The 19,229-nt window shown below is 59.2% G+C and carries 9 protein-coding genes; 4 read left to right on the forward strand and 5 right to left on the reverse strand.

Going from position 1 to position 19,229, the window contains the following annotated elements:
- Positions 1 to 55: 55 nt before the first annotated feature.
- The 4 genes from GDN47_RS18525 to GDN47_RS18540 all read right to left on the reverse strand — a co-directional run bounded on the left by GDN47_RS18525 (position 56) and on the right by GDN47_RS18540 (position 13,796).
- Entirely contained in the window at positions 56 to 2,539 is a 2,484-nt protein-coding gene (locus tag GDN47_RS18525) for a condensation domain-containing protein (protein ID WP_145634328.1), read from the reverse strand.
- On the reverse strand, positions 2,536 to 10,629 hold the full coding sequence (locus GDN47_RS18530; protein ID WP_152093968.1) for a non-ribosomal peptide synthetase/type I polyketide synthase: 8,094 nt from the start codon (positions 10,627 to 10,629) through the stop codon (positions 2,536 to 2,538). Before GDN47_RS18530 ends, GDN47_RS18525 begins: the two co-directional genes overlap by 4 nt.
- The gene (locus GDN47_RS18535) at positions 10,626 to 12,539 is read right to left on the reverse strand and encodes a non-ribosomal peptide synthetase (protein WP_113353320.1); all 1,914 of its coding nucleotides are present in this window, start codon (positions 12,537 to 12,539) and stop codon (positions 10,626 to 10,628) included. The genes GDN47_RS18530 and GDN47_RS18535 overlap by 4 nt, the downstream gene beginning before the upstream one ends.
- 291 nt (positions 12,540 to 12,830) lie before the next feature.
- Positions 12,831 to 13,796 (reverse strand): glycoside hydrolase family 16 protein, encoded by a 966-nt coding sequence (locus GDN47_RS18540; protein ID WP_233788498.1) that lies wholly within the window; start codon positions 13,794 to 13,796, stop codon positions 12,831 to 12,833.
- Positions 13,797 to 13,823: 27 nt separating this feature from the next.
- Between GDN47_RS18540 and GDN47_RS18545 the strand changes: the two genes are divergently transcribed.
- The 4 genes from GDN47_RS18545 (at position 13,824) to GDN47_RS18560 (ending at position 18,416) form a co-directional block, all read left to right on the forward strand.
- The gene (locus GDN47_RS18545) at positions 13,824 to 15,248 is read left to right on the forward strand and encodes a hypothetical protein (protein WP_210252924.1); all 1,425 of its coding nucleotides are present in this window, start codon (positions 13,824 to 13,826) and stop codon (positions 15,246 to 15,248) included.
- Complete coding sequence (locus GDN47_RS18550) at positions 15,245 to 16,465, forward strand: polysaccharide pyruvyl transferase family protein (protein WP_113353319.1); 1,221 nt, start codon at positions 15,245 to 15,247, stop codon at positions 16,463 to 16,465. The genes GDN47_RS18545 and GDN47_RS18550 overlap by 4 nt, the downstream gene beginning before the upstream one ends.
- Positions 16,466 to 16,553: 88 nt before the next feature.
- Positions 16,554 to 17,390 (forward strand): Crp/Fnr family transcriptional regulator, encoded by an 837-nt coding sequence (locus GDN47_RS18555; RefSeq protein ID WP_152093969.1) that lies wholly within the window; start codon positions 16,554 to 16,556, stop codon positions 17,388 to 17,390.
- Positions 17,391 to 17,648: 258 nt separating this feature from the next.
- Positions 17,649 to 18,416 carry a response regulator transcription factor gene (locus GDN47_RS18560; protein WP_069615132.1) on the forward strand — a complete coding sequence of 256 codons (768 nt, stop codon included), beginning with the start codon at positions 17,649 to 17,651 and terminating at the stop codon, positions 18,414 to 18,416.
- 387 nt (positions 18,417 to 18,803) lie between these two features.
- On the opposite strand, the gene GDN47_RS18565 is transcribed toward GDN47_RS18560, so the two are convergent.
- Positions 18,804 to 19,229 carry a DUF6941 family protein gene (locus tag GDN47_RS18565; protein ID WP_113331208.1) on the reverse strand — a complete coding sequence of 142 codons (426 nt, stop codon included), beginning with the start codon at positions 19,227 to 19,229 and terminating at the stop codon, positions 18,804 to 18,806.

The following is a 19,229-nucleotide window of genomic DNA, read 5'->3' on the forward strand; positions in this document are numbered from 1 at the left end:
TTGTTTTCACGTAATTCCGGACTGAAAGCCGCTATGCGCTTTTCGTGGAATTGCTCTAGCCATCGGTGAGTTTTCCCGAGAGCGTCGACGCCAGGTCGCGGATGCCGTTGCTGGTCAGCGAATCCTCATGCCAGCCGTCGATATCGACCACCATGCAGTCCTCTCCGACCGCCTCACCCCATCCAAACCGCATTTTGCGCGCCCGAGGATGGGTCGCACTGCTTCGAAGCAGGACAACGCTCTCGTCCCTTGTCCGTGGCGGCTTATAGCGGCGCGCCGCCGTCACCAGCAATTTAGTAACGGCCTCGTTCGCCTCTTCTTCCGGAGAGTATTGACCGGCCTTGACGCCAAGGATCCTCAGTAGCGCCAGTGAGACTTCGAACTCCTTGAGATAGTCGATCAGCCGGATACGGCGGGACAGCAGTTTCCGGGTGAAATAGGCAAGACGTTTGCGCCGCCGCTCCCGATGCCATCGCGCCTGCTCCCGCTTCGGCAGGGAGGCGAAATAGCCTGGAGCCCAGGCATCGATAATGGCCGTGATGCCGACATCTATGCCTCTCTCGCGCAATTGCCGGCTGATTTCCATCGCGAGGACGCCATTGACGCAGAGCCCAACGATGGCAATGCGGTCCGCGGCCTTGTCGATCCGCATGGCATCGATCGCATGGCTGGCGATATCCTCGATGCTGAGACCGTCCAGGCCGCCCGTCAGATCCGCGTGGAACATGTTGACGTTGTATACCGAAATCTCGTCCGGCAATTCATTGGCAAGACGGTAGTACAGGAATGGATGGTTGAGGGTATAGACCGCCCCGGTCCCCACCCCATGTTTGCAGGTAATCAACTCCCACGGGTTTACTGCTTTTTCCCGCGGTTTCTCGATCTCCTCGCTGTTGAAGACCGCAGCTGCAAAGCCCGCAAACGTCGGCTGTTTGAATAGAAGCTGCAATGTCGGGCTTGCATCAAATCTTGCGCGTGTTTCCGATAGAAGCCGGAGCGCGAGAAGCGAATGGCCACCGAGCGCGAAAAAATCATCATCCGGGCGTATTTGCGGAACCTGTAGGACTTCCTTCCAGATTTCAGCAAGCGCTTCCATTCGCGTATTCGGCGGCGATTTGCCTGTGACGGCGCCATCCATCGGCGCAGTCTCGGCGGCAGCTGCCACGTGCCGGTCCGGCGCAATGAGCGAAGAAAGCGGCGCCTCAGGGCGATCGAGAGCAATTTCATAAGCGTTCCTCCATAGTTGCAGGAGGCTTTCGATGGTGCTGGCTTCGAAAAGGTCGGCATTGTATTCGATCGACATACGCCAGCCTGTCGGCCGTCCGATCATGATGAAGCTTAGGTCGTAGATGACGCCGGGGGATTGCGAGGGCGAGCTGATCAGCTCGAAGCCGCCGTAGCGACGATCCTCAAGAAAGGCTTTCTGCAGATTGAAGTTGACCGAGATCAGCGGGTTGCGCGCAGGATCGCGCACCGGATTGACCAGTTCCACGAGTTTGTTGAACGGCATGCGCTGATGGTTCAGCGCCCCTTCGATCGTCGCGCTGACGGAACGAATATGTTCGGCGAAGCTGACATCGGAGCCGAAATCGAAACGCAGCACCAGATTGTTGATGAAGACGCCGATCATATCCTCCAGATCGCTATGTTCACGGCCGGCGATCTGCGAGCCGAAGAGCACGGTCGGAGCCTCGGTCAACCGATGAAGGGCCGCACTGAGGACGGCAGCGCCGAAACTATATTGCGAGACGCAATGAGCGCGCGCGGCCGCATCCATGCGATCGGTGAAGGCGAGTGGCTGGACAATGGAGAGAATATCACCGCGATTGGTTTTAACCTGACCGCGAGGCCGGTCGGAAATGACCTCGAAATAAGGGGCGCCGAGCAGAGTTTCGCGCCAGAAGGTTTTTTCCGTCTCGAAGCCGTAGCTCTGCAGATATTCCTGCTGCCAGAGGGCATAGTCGCCATATTGCAAGGGCAGCTCGGGCAGGACCGGTGCACGCCCCGCATCGATTGCGGCGGCTATTTCGCCGACCTCTCGCCCGAGGACACGGATCGACCAGCCGTCGAAGCAGCTCTGATGGGCCGTGATCAGCAGGAAGCCCCGCTCGTTTTCCGCCATCAGCAGTGTGACGCGGAACAGGCCCGGCGCGCTGAGATCGAATGGCGCCTGCGCCGTCTCCTCGCCGATCGACAGGATCCGCGCCTGGCGCTGCTCGGGCGGCATGCCGCGCAGATCGATCACCGACATCTTGAAGTTGACGTCGCTGACGGCCTGCTGGAAGGGCCTGCCATTCCTCTCGATGAAGCGCGTTCGAAGGATCTCGTGACGCTGAATGATCTTTCGAAAGGCTGCTTCAAGGGTCGAGACCCTGAATACCCCCCGGATCTCCCATCGAACCGCGACATTGAGCGCGGGGTTGCCGGGATTGAGCTGATCGAGAATCCAGCAGCGAAGCTGTGTCTGCGTACAAGGAAATTCACCGATGATCTGCGGTTCGGCAAGCGAACCGCTTGGGCTGTTATCGACTGTACTCATAGAGATGCCCCCAGGCCGCGGCGCGCGCCGTTACGAAAATCTCGCAGTGATGGAATGTGGAGATGCACGGCATCGGATGGATCCCCTCCCTGGGCGTCGGCAAAGGCTGCCAGCGCGGCGATCGTCGGATGACGCAATAGATGTTTTGCCTCGAGCGACAGCCCGTTGTCGCGCATGCGGGCGGCGATACGGAATATGGCAAGTGAATCGGCACCCAGCGCGTAGAGATTGTCGTCAATGCCGATGTCGCCGAGGTTGAGCACATCCTGCCAGATCGCCAGCAGCCGTTGTTCCATCTCGGTTTTCGGCTGGACCTTGGTTGGCGCGACAACACGCTGCGGCACGCCGCGCTGCTGCAAGGTCTTGCGGTCGAGCTTCCCGTTGCCGGTCTGCGGCAGCTCGCTCTCCATCACCCAGAAGCTCGGCACCATATGCGCCGGCAGATTGGCTTTGGCATGCGCCGCGATATCGGCCGCAAGTGCTTCGCCGCCCTCCGCGGTCGGCACGATGTAGCAGACCAAGGAACGATCGCCCCTGGCGTTTTCGGCGACGACGGTCGCACATTGGCGCACGCCTTCCACCTTGGAGATGACGGCTTCGATGTCGCCAAGCTCGATGCGGAAGCCGCGCAGCTTGATCTGCTGGTCACGCCGCCCGAGTAGCTGCAGCGACCCATCGGCAAGCCGTCGTCCGACATCACCGGTCTTATAAAGCCGCATCGGCCTGCCGATGGCAAAGCAATGCGGAACGAAAGCCTTCTCGGTGAGATCGAGACGATCGAAGTAGCCTTCGGCAAGCCCGTCGCCTCCGATGTGCAGCTCGCCAATGACACCGACCGGCGCGATATTCTCGCTCTGGTCGAGGATGAAGAGCTGGGTATTGGCGATCGGATGACCGATCGTGATTGGCTGATCCGCATCCGTGATGCGCTGCAGCGACGACCAGATCGTCGTTTCCGTCGGGCCGTACATGTTCCAGAGCTCGCCACCGATTTGAAGTAGGGATCGCGCCAGTTCCTTGGGTAGGGGTTCGCCGCCGCAAAGCATTTTCAGCGCCGGCCGGTCCTTCAGGCCCGCTTCCACCAGCATCTGCCAAAGCGTAGGCGTTGCCTGCAGCACCGTGGCATCGTGTTCGTCGATGAGCTTGACCAGTTCGAAGCCGTCCTGGACCTGGCTCCGGCTGGCGATGACGACCTTTCCGTCCGATATCAGCGGCAGGTAAAGTTCCAGACCGGCTATGTCGAACGAGATGGTCGTGACTGCGACAAGCGTGTCATCCGCACCGAAGCCAGGTTCCTTCGCCATGGAGAGCAGGAAGTTCGTCAGGGACCGATGCGAGACCTCCACGCCCTTCGGCGTGCCGGTGGAACCGGATGTGAAGATGATGTAGGCCGATGCTGTGGTATCGACGGGCAGGGTCTTCAGGGGGAGGCCCGTCATCGAGTTGATCGCCTTGGCATCCTGATCGAGCCGGATAACAGGGATATCGGTCGACGCCAGCCGAGCCATGTCGTCGCTGTCGCAGATCAGGCCGCGGATGCGGGCGATTTCCAGCGTCTGCCGCAAGCGTGGTTCCGGATGCGCCGGATCCATCGGCACGTAGGTATGCCCCGCTTTCATGACGGCGAGGAGGGCGACGATCATGTTCAGCGAACGCTCGACCAATATAGCAATCCGCTGGCCGGGTTCGGGAAGCGCCATCTGGAGGTAGAGAGCCAGCTGGTTCGATCGAGTTTCCAGCTCACCGTAAGTGATCGACTGGCCGTCATGTTGAGCCGCAACGGCATCCGGATGTTCGGCCGCACGCGCGGAGAAGAGCGAGAAGACGAATTGATCATGATCGTAAGGCATTGCCGTCCGGTTGAGATCGTCGATCAGCCAGGACTTCTCGGCCGCGGAAAGCAGAGGCAGCTCGCCGATCTTGTGATCCATGTCCTTGGCCAAGGCTGCCGCCAGCGTCGAGAAATGGCCGATCCATCGTTCCACGGTCGCGCGGTCGAAGACATCGGCGTTATAGTCGACATCGATGCGGATGTGGTCGCTCGCCTCGATCATGTTGAAGAACAGGTCGAAGTTGGAGAAGGCCTTTGCATTCGGCTCGATGCTCGGCGTTAGATCACCAAAGGACGATCCGCCGGCCATGCGCTCGAGGTTGAACTGGATCTCGGTGAGCGGCAGGCGGCGTGGATCACGCTTGGTATCGAGTTTGCGCACCAGCGTGCCGTAGGTGTAATCCTGATGTTCAAAAGCCTGAAAGACGAGCTGCTGCGTTGCCTTCAGATGCGCCGCAAACGGCTCTGTGAGCGATACAGCCTGACGCAACGGCAGCAGATTGACGCAATGGCCGACGAGGATCTGGCCGTCAAGCAGGCTTTGACCGGCCGACGGAATGGCGATGACGATATCGTCCTGGCCCGACAGTCGTGATACCATCACCTGGAGGGTCGCCAGCAGCGTCGAAAATAGCGTGGCGCCCGACTTCGCCCCCTTCTTCTTCAGCGCCTTGTAGACGTCGGCATCGATATAGCCGGTGCAGCTGCCGCCGGCAAAGCTGCGATATTCCGGCCGTGGGCGATCCAGCGGCAGATCGGGAAGATCGGGAACCGTCTTGAACTGATCGAGCCAGAATTGCTCGGTCGCCTGCGATTTCTCCGGCCTGGGCGAAAGGTCGATCGAATAGGCGGCGAAGGAAAGTGCCGGTTGGAATTCCGGAACATTTCCGACGCTATAGGCTTTATAGGCCGTCGCCAGCTCTTCGATGAAAGTGTTTATAGACCAGCCGTCGCAGATAATGTGATGAGCCGTAAAGACCAGCACATGCTTTTCGGGGGCCAACCTGATGATGCTGGCGCGGACAAGAGGGCCGTTGATCAGGTCAAAGGGCGTACGGGCATCATCGTCGATGAGAATGGCAAGGCCTTGGTCATCGATGTCTTCAAGGAGCGGCAGGTCGAGCTTGAAATCCGGAATGAAGCGGAAATACTCGCCGCCGCGATCGAAGCGAATATGGAAGGCGTCGTGACGGGCAATGACCGTATCGAACGCCCGCCGGAAGGCTGTCTCGTCCAGGGTCCCCTCCAACGCCAGCGAGAAGGACTCGTTGAACGAGCAGGAGGCTTCGTCGCCCGCCTGGGCCGCAAGCCATATTTCCGTCTGCGCTTCCGTCAGCGGCGCGGATTGCGGCCTTGCCTCGGATGCCTGTACCGGCATTGGCGATAGGGTTGGCTCCCTGATCGCGGTGAATATACCGACGGCCTGCATGGCGTCGATGCTGTCGCGGAAGGCTTTCGCGATGGAGCGGAAGTCGTCCTCGCTGTGGGCTGTCGTCAGGAAGCAGGGGTAACCGTCCTGTATATGGACGCCATTCAGTCGCATCTGCGCATAAAACAGCGCGCCGAGCGGATCCTGACTGGAGAAGTCGGTGGCAAACCAGCTTTTGTAGCCATGAACGACATCCGCGATGCCGCGCCTGGCGAGATCGGCCTTGATCTCGGCTACGAGTGCCTCCGTTCGCTCTGCGACACGGTCGTAGAGGGCGGAGCCTTCTCCCTTGATATGATGCAACACGGCCTCGGCGGCGGCAAGCACCAGCGGATGACGGACGAAGGTTCCGGCAAAGAATGTCGGTGCCGTCATGGGAACGGAATTATCACCGTAGGTCCAATGGCCGCCGTCGAGGGCGTCCATGAAACGCGGGCTGCCGACCAGCACGCCGATCGGCATACCGCCGCCCACGACCTTGCCATAGGTCGCCATGTCGCCCTTGATGCCCCAGATCGCCTGCATCCCGCCGGGATCGACGCGGAAGCCGGTGACGACCTCGTCGAAGACGAGGGCGAATTCGAATTGAGTGGCGACATCACGCAATTCCCGGACGAATTCGCGCGGCTGCAGTTCCGGATGGCGGCTCTGAATCGGTTCGATGATGACAGCCGCTATATCGGTTGCATTGGCGCGGATGAAATCGAGGCTCTCCGGCGCGCCATAACGCAGGACCGTCATGTTCGACACGGAGGCCAACGGAATGCCGGAGGCGACCGGCAGGGCAATCGGCTTGTCGGCGCGATTGCGGCCCTTGACCAGAACCTCGTCGAACTGGCCGTGATAATCGTTGGCAAAGACGACGACCCGATCGCGGCCGGTGACGGCGCGCGCAATCCGCATCGCGGCCATGACCGCTTCCGAGCCGGTATTGCAGAAGGTTACCCGCTCGTGGCCGGTTACATCGGCGATCATCCTTGCGACATCGCCGGCAAGAGGCGTCTGCGGACCGATCGCAAATCCGCGATCGGCTTGAGCCTTGACGGCGTCGATTACGAAATCCGGTGCGTGGCCGAAGGCCGTCTGTCCGAAGCCATTGACCAGATCGACATACTGGTTGCCGTCGATATCCCAGATATAGGCTCCCTTGGAGTGGTCGCAGACGATTGGGAACACCATCTCCTTCCAATCGGCGCGGAAGCCCGATGCGGACCTGGGGTCGGCCAGATATCCGCGATGCTCCTGCGTGAAGGCCTTGGACTTGGCATTCTTGGTTTCATAGGCCCTGGTGAGATCAGTGATGAAACCCTGCTTGGCGGCGGAAATCTCCGATGTCACGCTTTTGGCGTTCGGACGATAAAGCTTGATGCGCTCGGTGCCGAAATCGCTTTCGGCAGGTGCTGCGGGAGCCACCAGAGCCGACGGGGAGGAGGGCTGGCTCGCTGCAGCTTGCGGCGCCGGCACGATGGGTGCTGCGGGCAGCACACTTGGTACTGCGGCAGCCGGAGCTCCGCCCTGCATGGCCTGCAGCATCAGCAATTGCTGGGAAAACAGGCTTTGCGCCATCTGGATCTGCGATTGCAGCACCGTGGCGAGATCCGATGCTCCAGCCGGGATCGATGCGACCTGTGGAGCAGGCGCAATGATCGGCATCGGCGTCGAAACCGGCATGGGAGGCGCCGCCGCAGCAGCGATGGGGGCCGCGGCCAATGGTTCAGCCGTCTTCACTGCATCCGGTGGCATTTGACGATCGAGATAAACAGCCAGATCGGCAACGGAGGGAATATCGCTCAGCAGTTCCCGGAAGGAGATCTTGACCTTGAAGTCTTTCTCGATGCGCTGCGCGAACTGGCCGACGAAGAGGGAATCGAAGCCGAGCTCCAGGAAGGTTGCTGCTCGCTCGTCCGGCCCGAGCGTTTCGCCCGACATGTCGCTGAGCAAGGTCAGAAGAGCCGCTTCCAATTGCGGCAGACGGTTGGAGGTGGGAATGGGTGCTGCAACATTCATTGCTCGATTCTCCCCGGTAAGGTTGACGTCAGAGACAAAGGGCTCGGCGGCTGGCCGAGTGTCTGCTTCGGCATTCGGGCGCTGGGTCGATGCGCGACGGGCGGATGACGGAGCATCGATCCAGTGGCGCTGCCGCTGGAAGGGATAGGTTGGCAGGGACAGCCGCTGCCGTGACACCGATGGAAGAGCCGGCCAGTTGAGGCGGCAGCCGGCCATCCACAGCTTTCCATGAGCCTCTGCAAGCGTTGCCGCGGCGGCCGAGGCCCGGTCATGTTCGGGCAGGCTTTGTACGACTGCGGCAAGACTGTCGCGTGCGAGCGTCTGGGCGGCAAAGACCGACAGTGTGCGTCCTGGCCCCACTTCGAGAAGAACCGGCTTGCGGTCGCGGCAGAGCGTCGCAAGCCCATCGGCGAAGCGAACGGCGTCGCGGCAATGCATGGCCCAGTAATCCGGCGAGGTCGCCAATTCAGCCGTCTGCCAATCGCCTGTCACCCCGGAGATGAAGGGTATGGTGGCCGTACCGTAGGTGACCTTCTCGGTCTCCTGGCGTAGCGCCAGAGCCGCATCGTTCATCATGGCGGAATGGAAGGCGTGCGATGTGTGCAGCCGGCTGAAGGCGATCTCAGCTTCCGAAAGTGCCGCGCAAACCATTTCGATATCGGCAAACGGACCGGAGATGACGCAAAGTTTCGGGGCGTTGATCGCGGCGATCTCCACCGCGCCGCGCAGGTAGGAGGCCGTCGTTGCGGCATCGGCACGAACGGATACCATCGCGCCTTGCGGCTGATGCTGCATCAACCGGCCGCGATTGGCCACAAGACGGAGGCCATCCTCGAACGAAATGACGTTGGCGAGCGTAGCGGCAACAAACTCGCCAACGCTGTGACCGATCATGGCATACGGCTTGACGCCGCGGCTGAGCCACAATCGGGCAAGCGCATATTCGACGAGATAGAGGCAGGGCTGCGCGATGCGGGTTTCGCGCTGCTCATCGGTGATGGCCTGCGTCGCCGGGCCGGTGTGGCAGATGTAGTCGCGCAGATCGAGCCCGAGCGTTATCTTCAAAAGCTCGGAACCGCGGTCGATCCAGCGCGCAAACTCCGGCTCCGAGCGGTAAAGCCCGGCACCCATGCCGACATATTGCGCGCCCTGGCCTGGGAACATGAAGGCGACGGACGGCTGATCGGCGGCGGTGAGCGGCTGATAGCTCTCCGTCGTCAGCTTGAGGATCGCTTCCTCGACATTTTCGGCGGCAACGGCCAGCCGGTGGCCGAACTCGCGTCGTCCGGCTTGAAGCGTGTGGGCCAGTTGCGCCATTGAAAGTTTCGGGTTTTCGGCGAGATGATCACTCAGATTGGTGCGCATCTCGGCAAGCGCCGGCTTGCTGCGAGCCGAAAGGGGGAGAATGTAGTGGCCCTCTACCTCTTTCGACTGAGCCGGCGGGCAGGGCGGCTCCTCCAAAACGACGTGAACGTTTGTTCCGCCTACGCCGAAAGCGCTGACACCCGCCCTTCGTGGCGCCTGTCCCCGGGGCCACTCGGTTGCCGTTACTGGAATGTAGAAAGGACTTTTCTCAAGATCGATGCGGGGATTGGGCCGCTGATAATTGGGCATCGGCGGGATTTTCCCGCTGCGCAGGGCCAAGGCCGTCTTGATGAGGCCTGTCACGCCGGCCGCCGCGTCGGTATGACCGATGGTGCCCTTGACCGATCCGAGCGCGCAGCGGGCTGGCTGCGACGCATCCTGCGCGAAGGCGCGCGTCAATCCGTTGAATTCGATGGGGTCGCCAAGCGGCGTCGCCGTGCCATGGCATTCGATATAGCCGATGGTCGAGGGATCGACGGCCGCATTTGCGAGAGCCGTGGCAATCGCTTCGGCCTGGCCTTCCACACTCGGTGCCGTGAAGCCGACCTTGTCGCTGCCGTCATTGTTGATGCCATAGCCGCGAATGACCGCATGGATGTGATCGCCGTCCTTGAGCGCGTCCTCATACCGCTTCAGGAGGACGACGCCCGCCCCGCTGGCAAAAACCGTTCCGGCGGCGTTGGCATCGAACGGCCGGCAGGTTCCGTCGGGTGAGGCCATGCCGCCTTCCTGGTAGATGTAGCCTCGCTTTTGCGGAATGGTGACGGAGATGCCGCCGGCCAGAGCCATGTCGCAGTTATAGGTCAGCAGGTTCTGGCATGCCTGGGAAACCGCGAGGAGCGAGGTTGAACAGGCGGATTGCACGGTGAAAGCCGGACCGCGCAGGTTGAATTTATAGGCGATACGGGTCGCCAGCGTGTCGTTGAGCGCGCCAACAAGCTCGTGGAAGCAGCCGATCTGATAGTTCGACGTGAATTCCTCCGCCTTGGCGCGATCGCGCAGAACATTGTTGATCAGGTAGGTCGGCATCGAAGAGCCGGCGAAAACCCCGATCAGGCCGTCATAGCGCTGTGGATCGTAGCCGCCGTCCTCGAGGGCTTCCCAGCATATTTCGAGGAAGATCCGGTGCTGCGGATCTGTAACGGCGGCTTCGCGCGGAAACATGCCGAAGAACTCGGCGTCGAACATATCGGCACCGTCGAGATGGGGCCTTGCGGCGACATAATTCGGCTGTGCCCGTTCTTCGTCGGTAAAAGCGTCTTCAATCTCATCCGGCGAAAAAAGCGAAAAGGCGTTCTTTCCTTCGAGTACAAGCTGCCAGAGCGCCTGCACCGAGGGGGCTCCGGGAAAGCGGCCGGACATGCCGATAATGGCGATATGCCCGGAAATTTGCTCGCTCAGATCCTCATTGTCTTCGAAATCACGCTGATTGCCATTGTCCTGGTGATTCCCTTTCATAAGGAGCTCCTGCGGATATGAGAGATCGCCTTTTTCTGCAGCGCGGCACGCTGCGCCGCGGCGGCAAGACGGGTTGGGCCGGATGCGCGGCCATCCAGGTGAAGTGCGAGTTCGCGAATGGTCGGATGACGCAGCAACGCAACCACATCGATCGCGTGACCGAGCATCTCTTCGAGACCGGCATGAATTTCCATCAGCTGAAGGGACGTGCCACCGAGATCGAAGAAGTTCCGATCGAGATCGACGCTTTCGAGCGCCAATGCGTCTTGCCATAGCGTCGTCAGCAGTTCCTCCGTCCGGCTCCTGACATCGGCGGGCTTTGTCTGGGTTTCAACCGGAGGCGGCAGCAATTTCGAACGATCGACTTTACCGGCCGGCGTCAGCGGCAAGGCGTCAACGATGACCGTGGCATTCGGGATCATATAGGCGGGAAGAGCCGCGCGCAGTGTCGCCATGACGCCCTGCGCCAGATCGGCGCCCACGCCCACATGGCTTTCCTTCGGGCACAGATAGGCAACGATGCGCTTGAGGTTCTCGCCCTGCATGTGGCAAAGCACGATCCCGTCGGCAAGGCGCGGATCACGGCGAAGTGCTGCCTCGATCTCATCGAGTTCAATGCGTTTGCCGTTGATCTTGATCTGCCGGTCGCGGCGGCCCTTGAAGGTGACGGTGCCATCCGGCTTCAGGCAGGCCACGTCGCCCGTCAGATAGAAGCGCGTCACGCCATCCTTGGTTTCGATGGTGACGAATTTCTGTTCCGTCAGCTCCGGTCGCTTGAAATAGCCGATGGCGAGGCCGTCCCCCGATATCGCCAATTGGCCTTCAATGCCTGGAGGAACAACACGCAATTCCTCGTCTAATATCGCGATTCCGGTATGAGCGATTGCCTTACCGATCGGTAGCTCAGTGCCCGAAAAGCCTGGCAGAACCTGAAAAGCGGTGGCAAAGACGGTCGTCTCGGTCGGCCCATAGGCATTGGTGAGCCTGCAGCCGGGATAGTGCTCCAGGAAACGGCGAGCGTGGACGGCCGAACCGACATCGCCTCCGAAGAGGATATGACGAAGTTTCGGCAGGGTCGCGCGGGCGTGATCGGCGAAGAGATTGAATAGCCCCGTCGTCAGGAAGGCGATAGTGACACCCGTCTCCCGCATGAAATCGGACAGCCGTGAAATCGAGAAATCGGTATCGGGCATGACCGCCAAGGTGCTGCCGTTGAGGAGCGCACCCCAGATTTCGAATGTCGATGCGTCAAAGGAGATGGTGGCCGTGTGCAGGACGACGTCATCGCGGTGGAATTCGATATAGTTCTGATCGAGAACGACCCGCGAAATACTGCGATGGCTGATCATCGTTCCCTTGGGCCGACCGGTTGAGCCGGATGTGTACATGATATAGGCGAGATCGCCGCCCGTTATCTCAATGGACGGCATGGTCGCGCCGGGCCGATGTGCCATTTCCGCGATCATGGCATCCGCTTCGATGACCTTGCCGTTCATGCTCGGCACGCCGGCCAGCTTCTCGCCATGGGCGGAGTCGACGAAAATGACCTTGGGAGCGCATTCCGCGATGACGAAGTCGAGATGCTCCACCGGAAAGGCTGGGTCGAGCGGGAGATAGGCGCCGCCGGCTTTCAGTATGGCCAGGGTACAAATGATCGCATTGATGCTGCGCGGCAGGAAAAGGCCGACGATGTCGGCCTTGTGGACACCTACCTTTATCAAATGCAACGCCAGCGCATCGGATATGCGATCAAGGTCACGATAGGTAATACGGATATCGCCGGAAACAAGAGCTGTTGCTTCCGGTGCGGCCCTGGCCTGTTCGCGCAGCATGTGATGAAGGCAAAGATTGCGATCGTAATGCATGCTTGCTGCGCCAATTGCGTCTGCCTGTGCCTCGCGGTCAATCATTATCGCTCTCCGGGTTGTCCTGCGATGGATGACGGCATGTTGCGAAATGCTTCGTCGTCGATCGCAGAATTTCACGCTGGAGCAAAAGCACCAGCTGGTCATTGGGATGATTGTCCGCACCACCGAAAGTCGTAAGTCCTAAGGGCGCGTAGCCATTTTGTCGGAGAGGTCCGCCATGGCAGCCGCAACCCGGCCGAAAGCATTATGCGTGGCATCAATCCTGCCCATCGGAAGGTCACGTGGTCGCCCTGGTTCAGGAAGAATTGCCGGAGAGGGGGGACGATGCAGAGGCTATTTGAACTGATAGGCTCTGACGTAATCGACAAACATGAAGGATGGGTCGGCCGCAGCCATTTTGGATATGCCTTCGACGATACCGAGGTCGATGAGCATATACAGCGGCTGGCGATGTTCTGGCGGAATTTTGGTTTTCCAGACGAGATTACCGTCGAAATACATGCGTATGAAATCGGAATCGATCTTCACGCCATAGGTGTGCAAATCAGCGGGATTTGCGGTGGCGAACACCTTGATGCGGGAAAAGGCCGAATCGTGCCGCCCATCCCGATGCCAAACATGCACCGTTGAAGAGTAGGCGCCGGGCTTATCGCCGTAATATTCGATGACATCTATCTCGGCGGTAGCCTTTGACCGATCCTTGCCGATAAGCCAGAAGGCCGGCCAGACACCGGGGCCATCCGGCAATCGCGCCCGCATCTCGAAGTAGCCATATTGCTGAGAAAAGCCATTTCCATGCTCATCGACAGAGGCAATCAAGCCGGAGCGCCATAGACCTTTGCTGTCGCGTGCAGCGGTAATGCGCAACATACCGTCCTGGATTGCGAAGGGGAAGTCGCCACTCGGATCCGAGAAGCGAGCGCCGCCAAAGTCGCCATTCCATGGTGTGTGGGAAATCCAGCGGGTACCAGGACCCCAGGCGGAGATGCTGAGATCGTTGAAAGCATCCTCGAAGGTAAGTGTCATGCTGCTGACATCAAGCGTATCGCCCGTATCACCGGCGCGAACAATTCCTACATCCATGATCGAAACTAACGCAGCCGCAATAGACGCGCGAAGAAATACGCGGCGGTTGCTCCTGCATCGAACATTAGATATCCGCGAGAACTGATCCATGAATGCAAGCATGAACGGTGCAATTTCCGCGGTATAGAACGTATTTCGGCCATAACGTCCACCAAAAGGCTTAGGCGCGGCGGAAATACAGCTGCATGACGCCGTGGTAGTTTGCGGCGACATTGAGGCAGAACAACCGGATTGCCAGACATGAATGCCATGGGGCTCGTAACACTGATTGTAGGAGTTGTTGCGCTGACCGCGCCTGTGCGATGGTCATTCATCATCATGGTTTTGTCGACGGTATTCGGTGCGGCGGCGGCCTTCAGCATACCCGGTCTTGGCGGTGCATCGGTACTCGTTCCGAGCCTGTTTTTGGTATTCTTCGCCGCACGGTTGTTTGCCGCCTACGGGGAGGGGCCGTTCCTCGGCGCCCTGGCTCCCTGGCGCCCTGGTTTCTTTCTGCTGCTTCTGACGGCCTTCGGAATCTTCTCTGCGATTTTCTTCCCGCGCATGTTCCAAGGCATGACGCAGACGATGACGGTCGAACGATCGATTGGGGCACGTAACCTGATTGCATTGGTGCCGCTGCGTTTCTCTTCGAACAATATCACTCAATCGGTCTACGCGGTGGGTGGCCTCATCTGCTTCATAACGACCTTTGCCTTCTTTCGTCGCCAGGGCACCCCTTCGGCCTTTATCAACGGCGTGCTGGTCGTTATCGGTGTCAATCTCGGCTTCGCGCTCGCCGACATAGTGACCCATTTCACACATACAGACTTTCTGCTGAGTTTCGTGCGGACAGCCAATTACGCGCTCCTGACCAATGCCGAAAAGGGCGGCCTGAAGCGCATTTCAGGCACTTTTCCCGAAGCCTCGGCCTTCGCCGATTTCACGCTCGTGCTCTTTGCCATCGTCACCAGCCTCTGGCTTGGGGGCATCCGCTCGAAGGTCACCGGCACTTTTTCAGGTCTGCTGCTGGTCGCGCTGATCCTGTCGACGTCGGCGACCGCACTTGTCGGGCTCGCCGCCATCCTGCCGATCCTCAGCCTCCAGTCGTTTCTGGCCTCCCGTCGCGAGCCTGGCGCCGGCCGGCCCGTTCTGATCGTGTCCATTCTGGCGAGCATGCCGCTCGTCATCTTCTTCGTTCTCATCGTCATGCCGGATCTCGCGCATAATCTGCAAGATTTTCTGGACGAGATGCTCTTTTCGAAGGCCGATAGCCAGTCGGGGCGGGAGCGCTTCATGTGGAACGCCATGGCTTACCGGGCCTTTCTGGACACGAGTGGTTTTGGCGCCGGCCTTGGGAGTGCCCGGGCATCGAGCTTCGGTCTGGTGCTGCTGTCCAATATCGGCGTCTTCGGAACGCTACTCTTTGCGATGTTCGTCGCTCGGCTGCTCTTGGCCGACATGCGCGGATCGCATTCATCATCGCGGGAAACCACCGCGGTTCTGCGCGCTGCTAAGGCCGGGATCATCACGGTTCTCATTTCAGCGGCCACGTCCGGCACTGTTTATGACCTCGGACTGATGTTCTATATCCTCGCTGGCAGCATTTCCGCGCTGAGTGCCGAAGCACGGCAGATCGGGGGCGAATACACTCCGCGGCTGCGCACCATCGGGGAGATGCAATGAAGGTTGTCGTCTTCAACGTCAAATACAGCGAAAACCTCGGGGACGGGCTGCTTGCGGAATGCGTCGAATCCGCCTTGGCGAGCGGCAGGGATGAGATCGAAGTGGAGACGATCGACCTTGCCGGGCGACAGGCCTTCGCGACAGGCCATGGCGGCCGCAGGCGGCTTGCGCTGGAATTGCTCCATCGACTGCCCGCGGGCGCCCGTCGGCGGCTCGTTCGCGTCGTACTGGAGCGCAGGCTGCGCGCGCTTCGCGGACAGTGGGAAGAGAAGGTTGCGGTTGCCGATGCCGTCGTGATCGGCGGCGGGAACCTGTTTCAGGACGATGATCTCAATTTCCCGCTGAAGATCGGTGCTGTGCTCGATTGTGTCGTGCGGTACGATCGGCCGCTGGCGATCTATGCGGTTGGGGTGGGCGCCCATTGGTCGGAGCCAGCATATCATCTCTTCGCGCGATTGAAGCAGGCGCGCCTTGTTCATCTTTCGGTACGCGACGGCTTCGCGCAGGATAACTGGCGCGAGCATTTTCCCGATGGACCCGGTGCGAAGATCGTGCGTGATCCCGGACTGCTGATCCAGGCCTCGCCGGGGCATGAAGGCGTACGTGCTCCGTCCAAAGGCCCTTTGACCATAGGTCTATGCGTGACGGATCCCATCGTCCTGCATCGGCATGGTGCCGTTCAGACCGATGGTATCCCCTTCGCCGATGTTGAAGCCTATCGCGATCTGATCGAGCTTCTCCTGGATGACGGCCAGCAGGTGGTCTTGTTTTGCAATGGAGCCAAAGAGGATCAAGCTTTTGCGGAGCGCATCGGCGCTTCGCTCGCCAGGCAGCGTATCGCCACGTCCGGCACCCTGGATGTTTGCAGACGCCCGCGGCTTCCGATCGATCTCATCCAGATCATCCAGTCGCTGGATGTGGTTCTGGCTCACAGATTGCACGCATGCATTGCCGCCTATGCGCTCGGAATTCCGCATGTCGGCTTGGCTTGGGACAAGAAGGTCGAAGGTTTCTTCAACTCGGTCGGGCGCGAAAGCTACTTCATAAAGGGAGTATCGCCACCGCCGAAGCACGTCGCCCTGCTCCTGAAGGCAGCACAGCAGGAAGGCATAGAGGCGCGCCGCCATCGCGACACGATTTCGGAAGCCCGCGCCGGAATCTCCAACATGCGGCGACATCTGGTCGAGCGCGACCAATGCGTTATGTCGCGGATATAGGTGCACGCAAAACGATACAAGAGGTCGTTAGTATAGAATTTGTGACGCGGACGGAAATACTAAAAGGTATACATAAAGACATCGAATTTTGTCCCGCTATGGCGGTAAAAATTCGAGGAACAACGGATATCGATTTGCAATAAAGACATCGTGGATTTTCTATGGTATTAAATACTTGGAACTCACGAAAAATATATTTTCGAAAGGCCCATGGAGCGTTCGAAATATGCTTTTCGTCCGAGGGGATGACGGCATGGCAGCGCAGCTTTCAATTGAGCATATTCGCAGCCTCGGTGGTGTAGCGCGGACCTTTGTTGCAGGTAGTGTGATCTGCGACTACGACCACGATACGCCACGCCTTCTCTTTGTGCTCGATGGGTGGGCCTCGCGCAGCAAGATGCTTCCGAACGGCACGCGCTTCATGACGGAATTCGTGTTGCGCGGCGATATGATTTCGACATCCCTGACGGCGCTTTCGCGCGAGACCGTGCGGGCGATCACCAATGTCACGGTGATGGTCTTCCCTGACTTCACCTCTCTGCCGAAGATCGAGGCGCCAACGTTTTTCTATCGTATCGTCATTGCTGAACTGGTGCGACATCAGGCGCGCATGTCTGAGAGGCTCGCCAATATAGGACGCCGCGACGCTCTGGAGAAAACCGGCTACCTGCTGCTGGAGCTCGGGGCACGCATCGGTACTTCGCGGGACTATGCAAACGCAGAATACTTCGATTGTCCTTTGACCCAGGCGGATATTGGCGACGCGGTTGGCTTGTCGACGGTGCACATCAACCGCGTCCTCAGGGACATGCGTGAAGCCGGCCTGCTGTCCTTCCGCAACGGCATTGTCGCCTTTCTCGATCGGCCGCGTCTAGCCGATCTCGTCGACTTCGACGAGTCCTGTTTCGATACAACTATGGTTTGAGCAATACTTTGTCTCCATTACTAATGGAGCAAGAAAGAATTATTTTATGCAATATTTAAATTCATTATTAACATATGTTAATGCGCGGAAAAACAAAATAAGCAATTACTACGGTAACATAAACCTAAAAAGAGGGGAAAAATATGGGAACTCAAGAAGATCCTCGGCTTAAACGGATGTTATTCTCTTTAAATCGAGTAAATACTCTAAAGGTTGCAAGAAATACAAAGGCCATTTTAAAAGTTGGGGGTAACGGCCATGATTGGACAATCGCTCACAAGTGAAAAATTCACGTCAGACACGGGCGCACGCATCATTTCAGTTCGGACATCCGACACGTTGAGGCCATTCATCGCATCCGGCACGCCCGGGATCGATGAATGGGAAGACTATATTCTTCTCATAGATTCTCGCGCTCTCGATCGCGAGTGCCTGTCGAAAAGTCTGACCGAATGCGATAGCGCCATGCATATCGTTACCGTGGGTTCGCTCGACGAATGGCAGATGCGCAATATGCAAGTATTACCGTCCGCGGTTCTCTTCATGATCGGCGGCCGTAAGGTTTCCGACGCGGATGTCAGTGCCAAGATCTGCGCTCTGGTGGAAAGATTCCAGACGAGCCCTGTGATCGTCGGCGCTGATGGCGATGAGCTTGCACAGTTGCTGCATGCGCTGGAGTGCGGCGCCCGCGGCTACATCCCGACCAGCGTCGGAATCAAGGTCGCCGCCGAAGCAGTGGCTCTCGCGCGGGCAGGTGGTGTCTTCGTGCCGGCAAGCAGCCTGCTGGCTGCCAAGGAGGCGATCGCACCCGTGGCCAGCCGCAACTGCTGCCTCGACAGCTTGTTTACGCCACGCGAAGTCGTCGTCGCGGAGGCTTTGAGACGAGGCAAGGCAAACAAGATCATCGCCTACGAGATGGATCTTTGCGAGAGCACGGTCAAAGTGCACATTCGCAATATCATGAAGAAACTGAACGCGACGAACCGAACGGAAGTTGCCTACAAGATTCGGGAACTCGTTCGATAATAAGTCGGCCGCGACCACCTATCATATAAAATAATGCCGGGAAGCGCCGTGTCGCTCCAGCTAGAAGACATCGGCCCCCGGCGCCGGCGCAACAAGTGACCTGCAGGGCAGGTTCGCAAAGCCTCGGCTCTTGAAGCTGCCGTCGCTCGATGGAAAAGCGCCGGCGGCTGATCGCCGCCAAAAGTTGATATAGCAAGTTGGGGATTCCCGCGTATTTGAGCTGCCGGGCCTGTTCTAAGGGGCCGACCAACAGGCATTTCCGCCAAAGTTTGAGTTTGCTGCTTTTGTACGATGAGCGCAGCTTCCACACGCATCGACGACGGCATCTCAAAAACCAATCCGACAAATGTCGATGCTGTTTGGTGGCCGAAGCTCGCGCGGGTCAGCTCAGTGTTGCACCACACGCAGGGACGCGATTTCCGCGGGCTTGTCGTCGATGATCGCACTGACGGTCAGAAGGCCTGGCTGACGCAATCTCAGCGGTGAAAAGACAAGGCTGGCGCCCACGACGACATTGATCGGGATATCACTCGCCTCCGCGTTCTCCACGACATCCTTCTGCTCGCTCAGCTGGGCGGCGTCCAATCGCTCTTCAAGAAGCGGCTGACGGTCGCCGGGCGCGGTGCAACGCAAAACGATCGATCGGTAGGGTTCCGTCGCCAAGGTGATCAGATTCACATGCACGCAGAACTTCGGCAGTGAAAAAGGAAATTCCGGCAGCATCAGGACGCCGCTATAGACGCCGATGAAGCTGAGCTTTTCGCCGATTTCCGTGCGAACGTCGTCGCAAAATATGCAATATCCATAGCGCAT

The organism is Martinezella dioscoreae, from assembly GCF_009176305.1.
GTDB classification, from domain to species: domain Bacteria; phylum Pseudomonadota; class Alphaproteobacteria; order Rhizobiales; family Rhizobiaceae; genus Rhizobium; species Rhizobium dioscoreae.

Excerpts from the sequence above, each read along its gene's own strand:
- GDN47_RS18565 (WP_113331208.1), bottom strand. The coding sequence starts at position 19,229 with ATGCGCTATGGATATTGCATATTTTGCGACGACGTTCGCACGGAAATC.
- GDN47_RS18550 (WP_113353319.1), top strand. The coding sequence starts at position 15,245 with ATGAAGGTTGTCGTCTTCAACGTCAAATACAGCGAAAACCTCGGGGAC.
- GDN47_RS18535 (WP_113353320.1), bottom strand. The coding sequence starts at position 12,539 with ATGATTGACCGCGAGGCACAGGCAGACGCAATTGGCGCAGCAAGCATG.
- GDN47_RS18525 (WP_145634328.1), bottom strand. The coding sequence starts at position 2,539 with ATGAGTACAGTCGATAACAGCCCAAGCGGTTCGCTTGCCGAACCGCAG.
- GDN47_RS18545 (WP_210252924.1), top strand. The coding sequence starts at position 13,824 with ATGAATGCCATGGGGCTCGTAACACTGATTGTAGGAGTTGTTGCGCTG.
- GDN47_RS18530 (WP_152093968.1), bottom strand. The coding sequence starts at position 10,629 with ATGAAAGGGAATCACCAGGACAATGGCAATCAGCGTGATTTCGAAGAC.
- GDN47_RS18560 (WP_069615132.1), top strand. The coding sequence starts at position 17,649 with ATGATTGGACAATCGCTCACAAGTGAAAAATTCACGTCAGACACGGGC.
- GDN47_RS18540 (WP_233788498.1), bottom strand. The coding sequence starts at position 13,796 with ATGTCGCCGCAAACTACCACGGCGTCATGCAGCTGTATTTCCGCCGCG.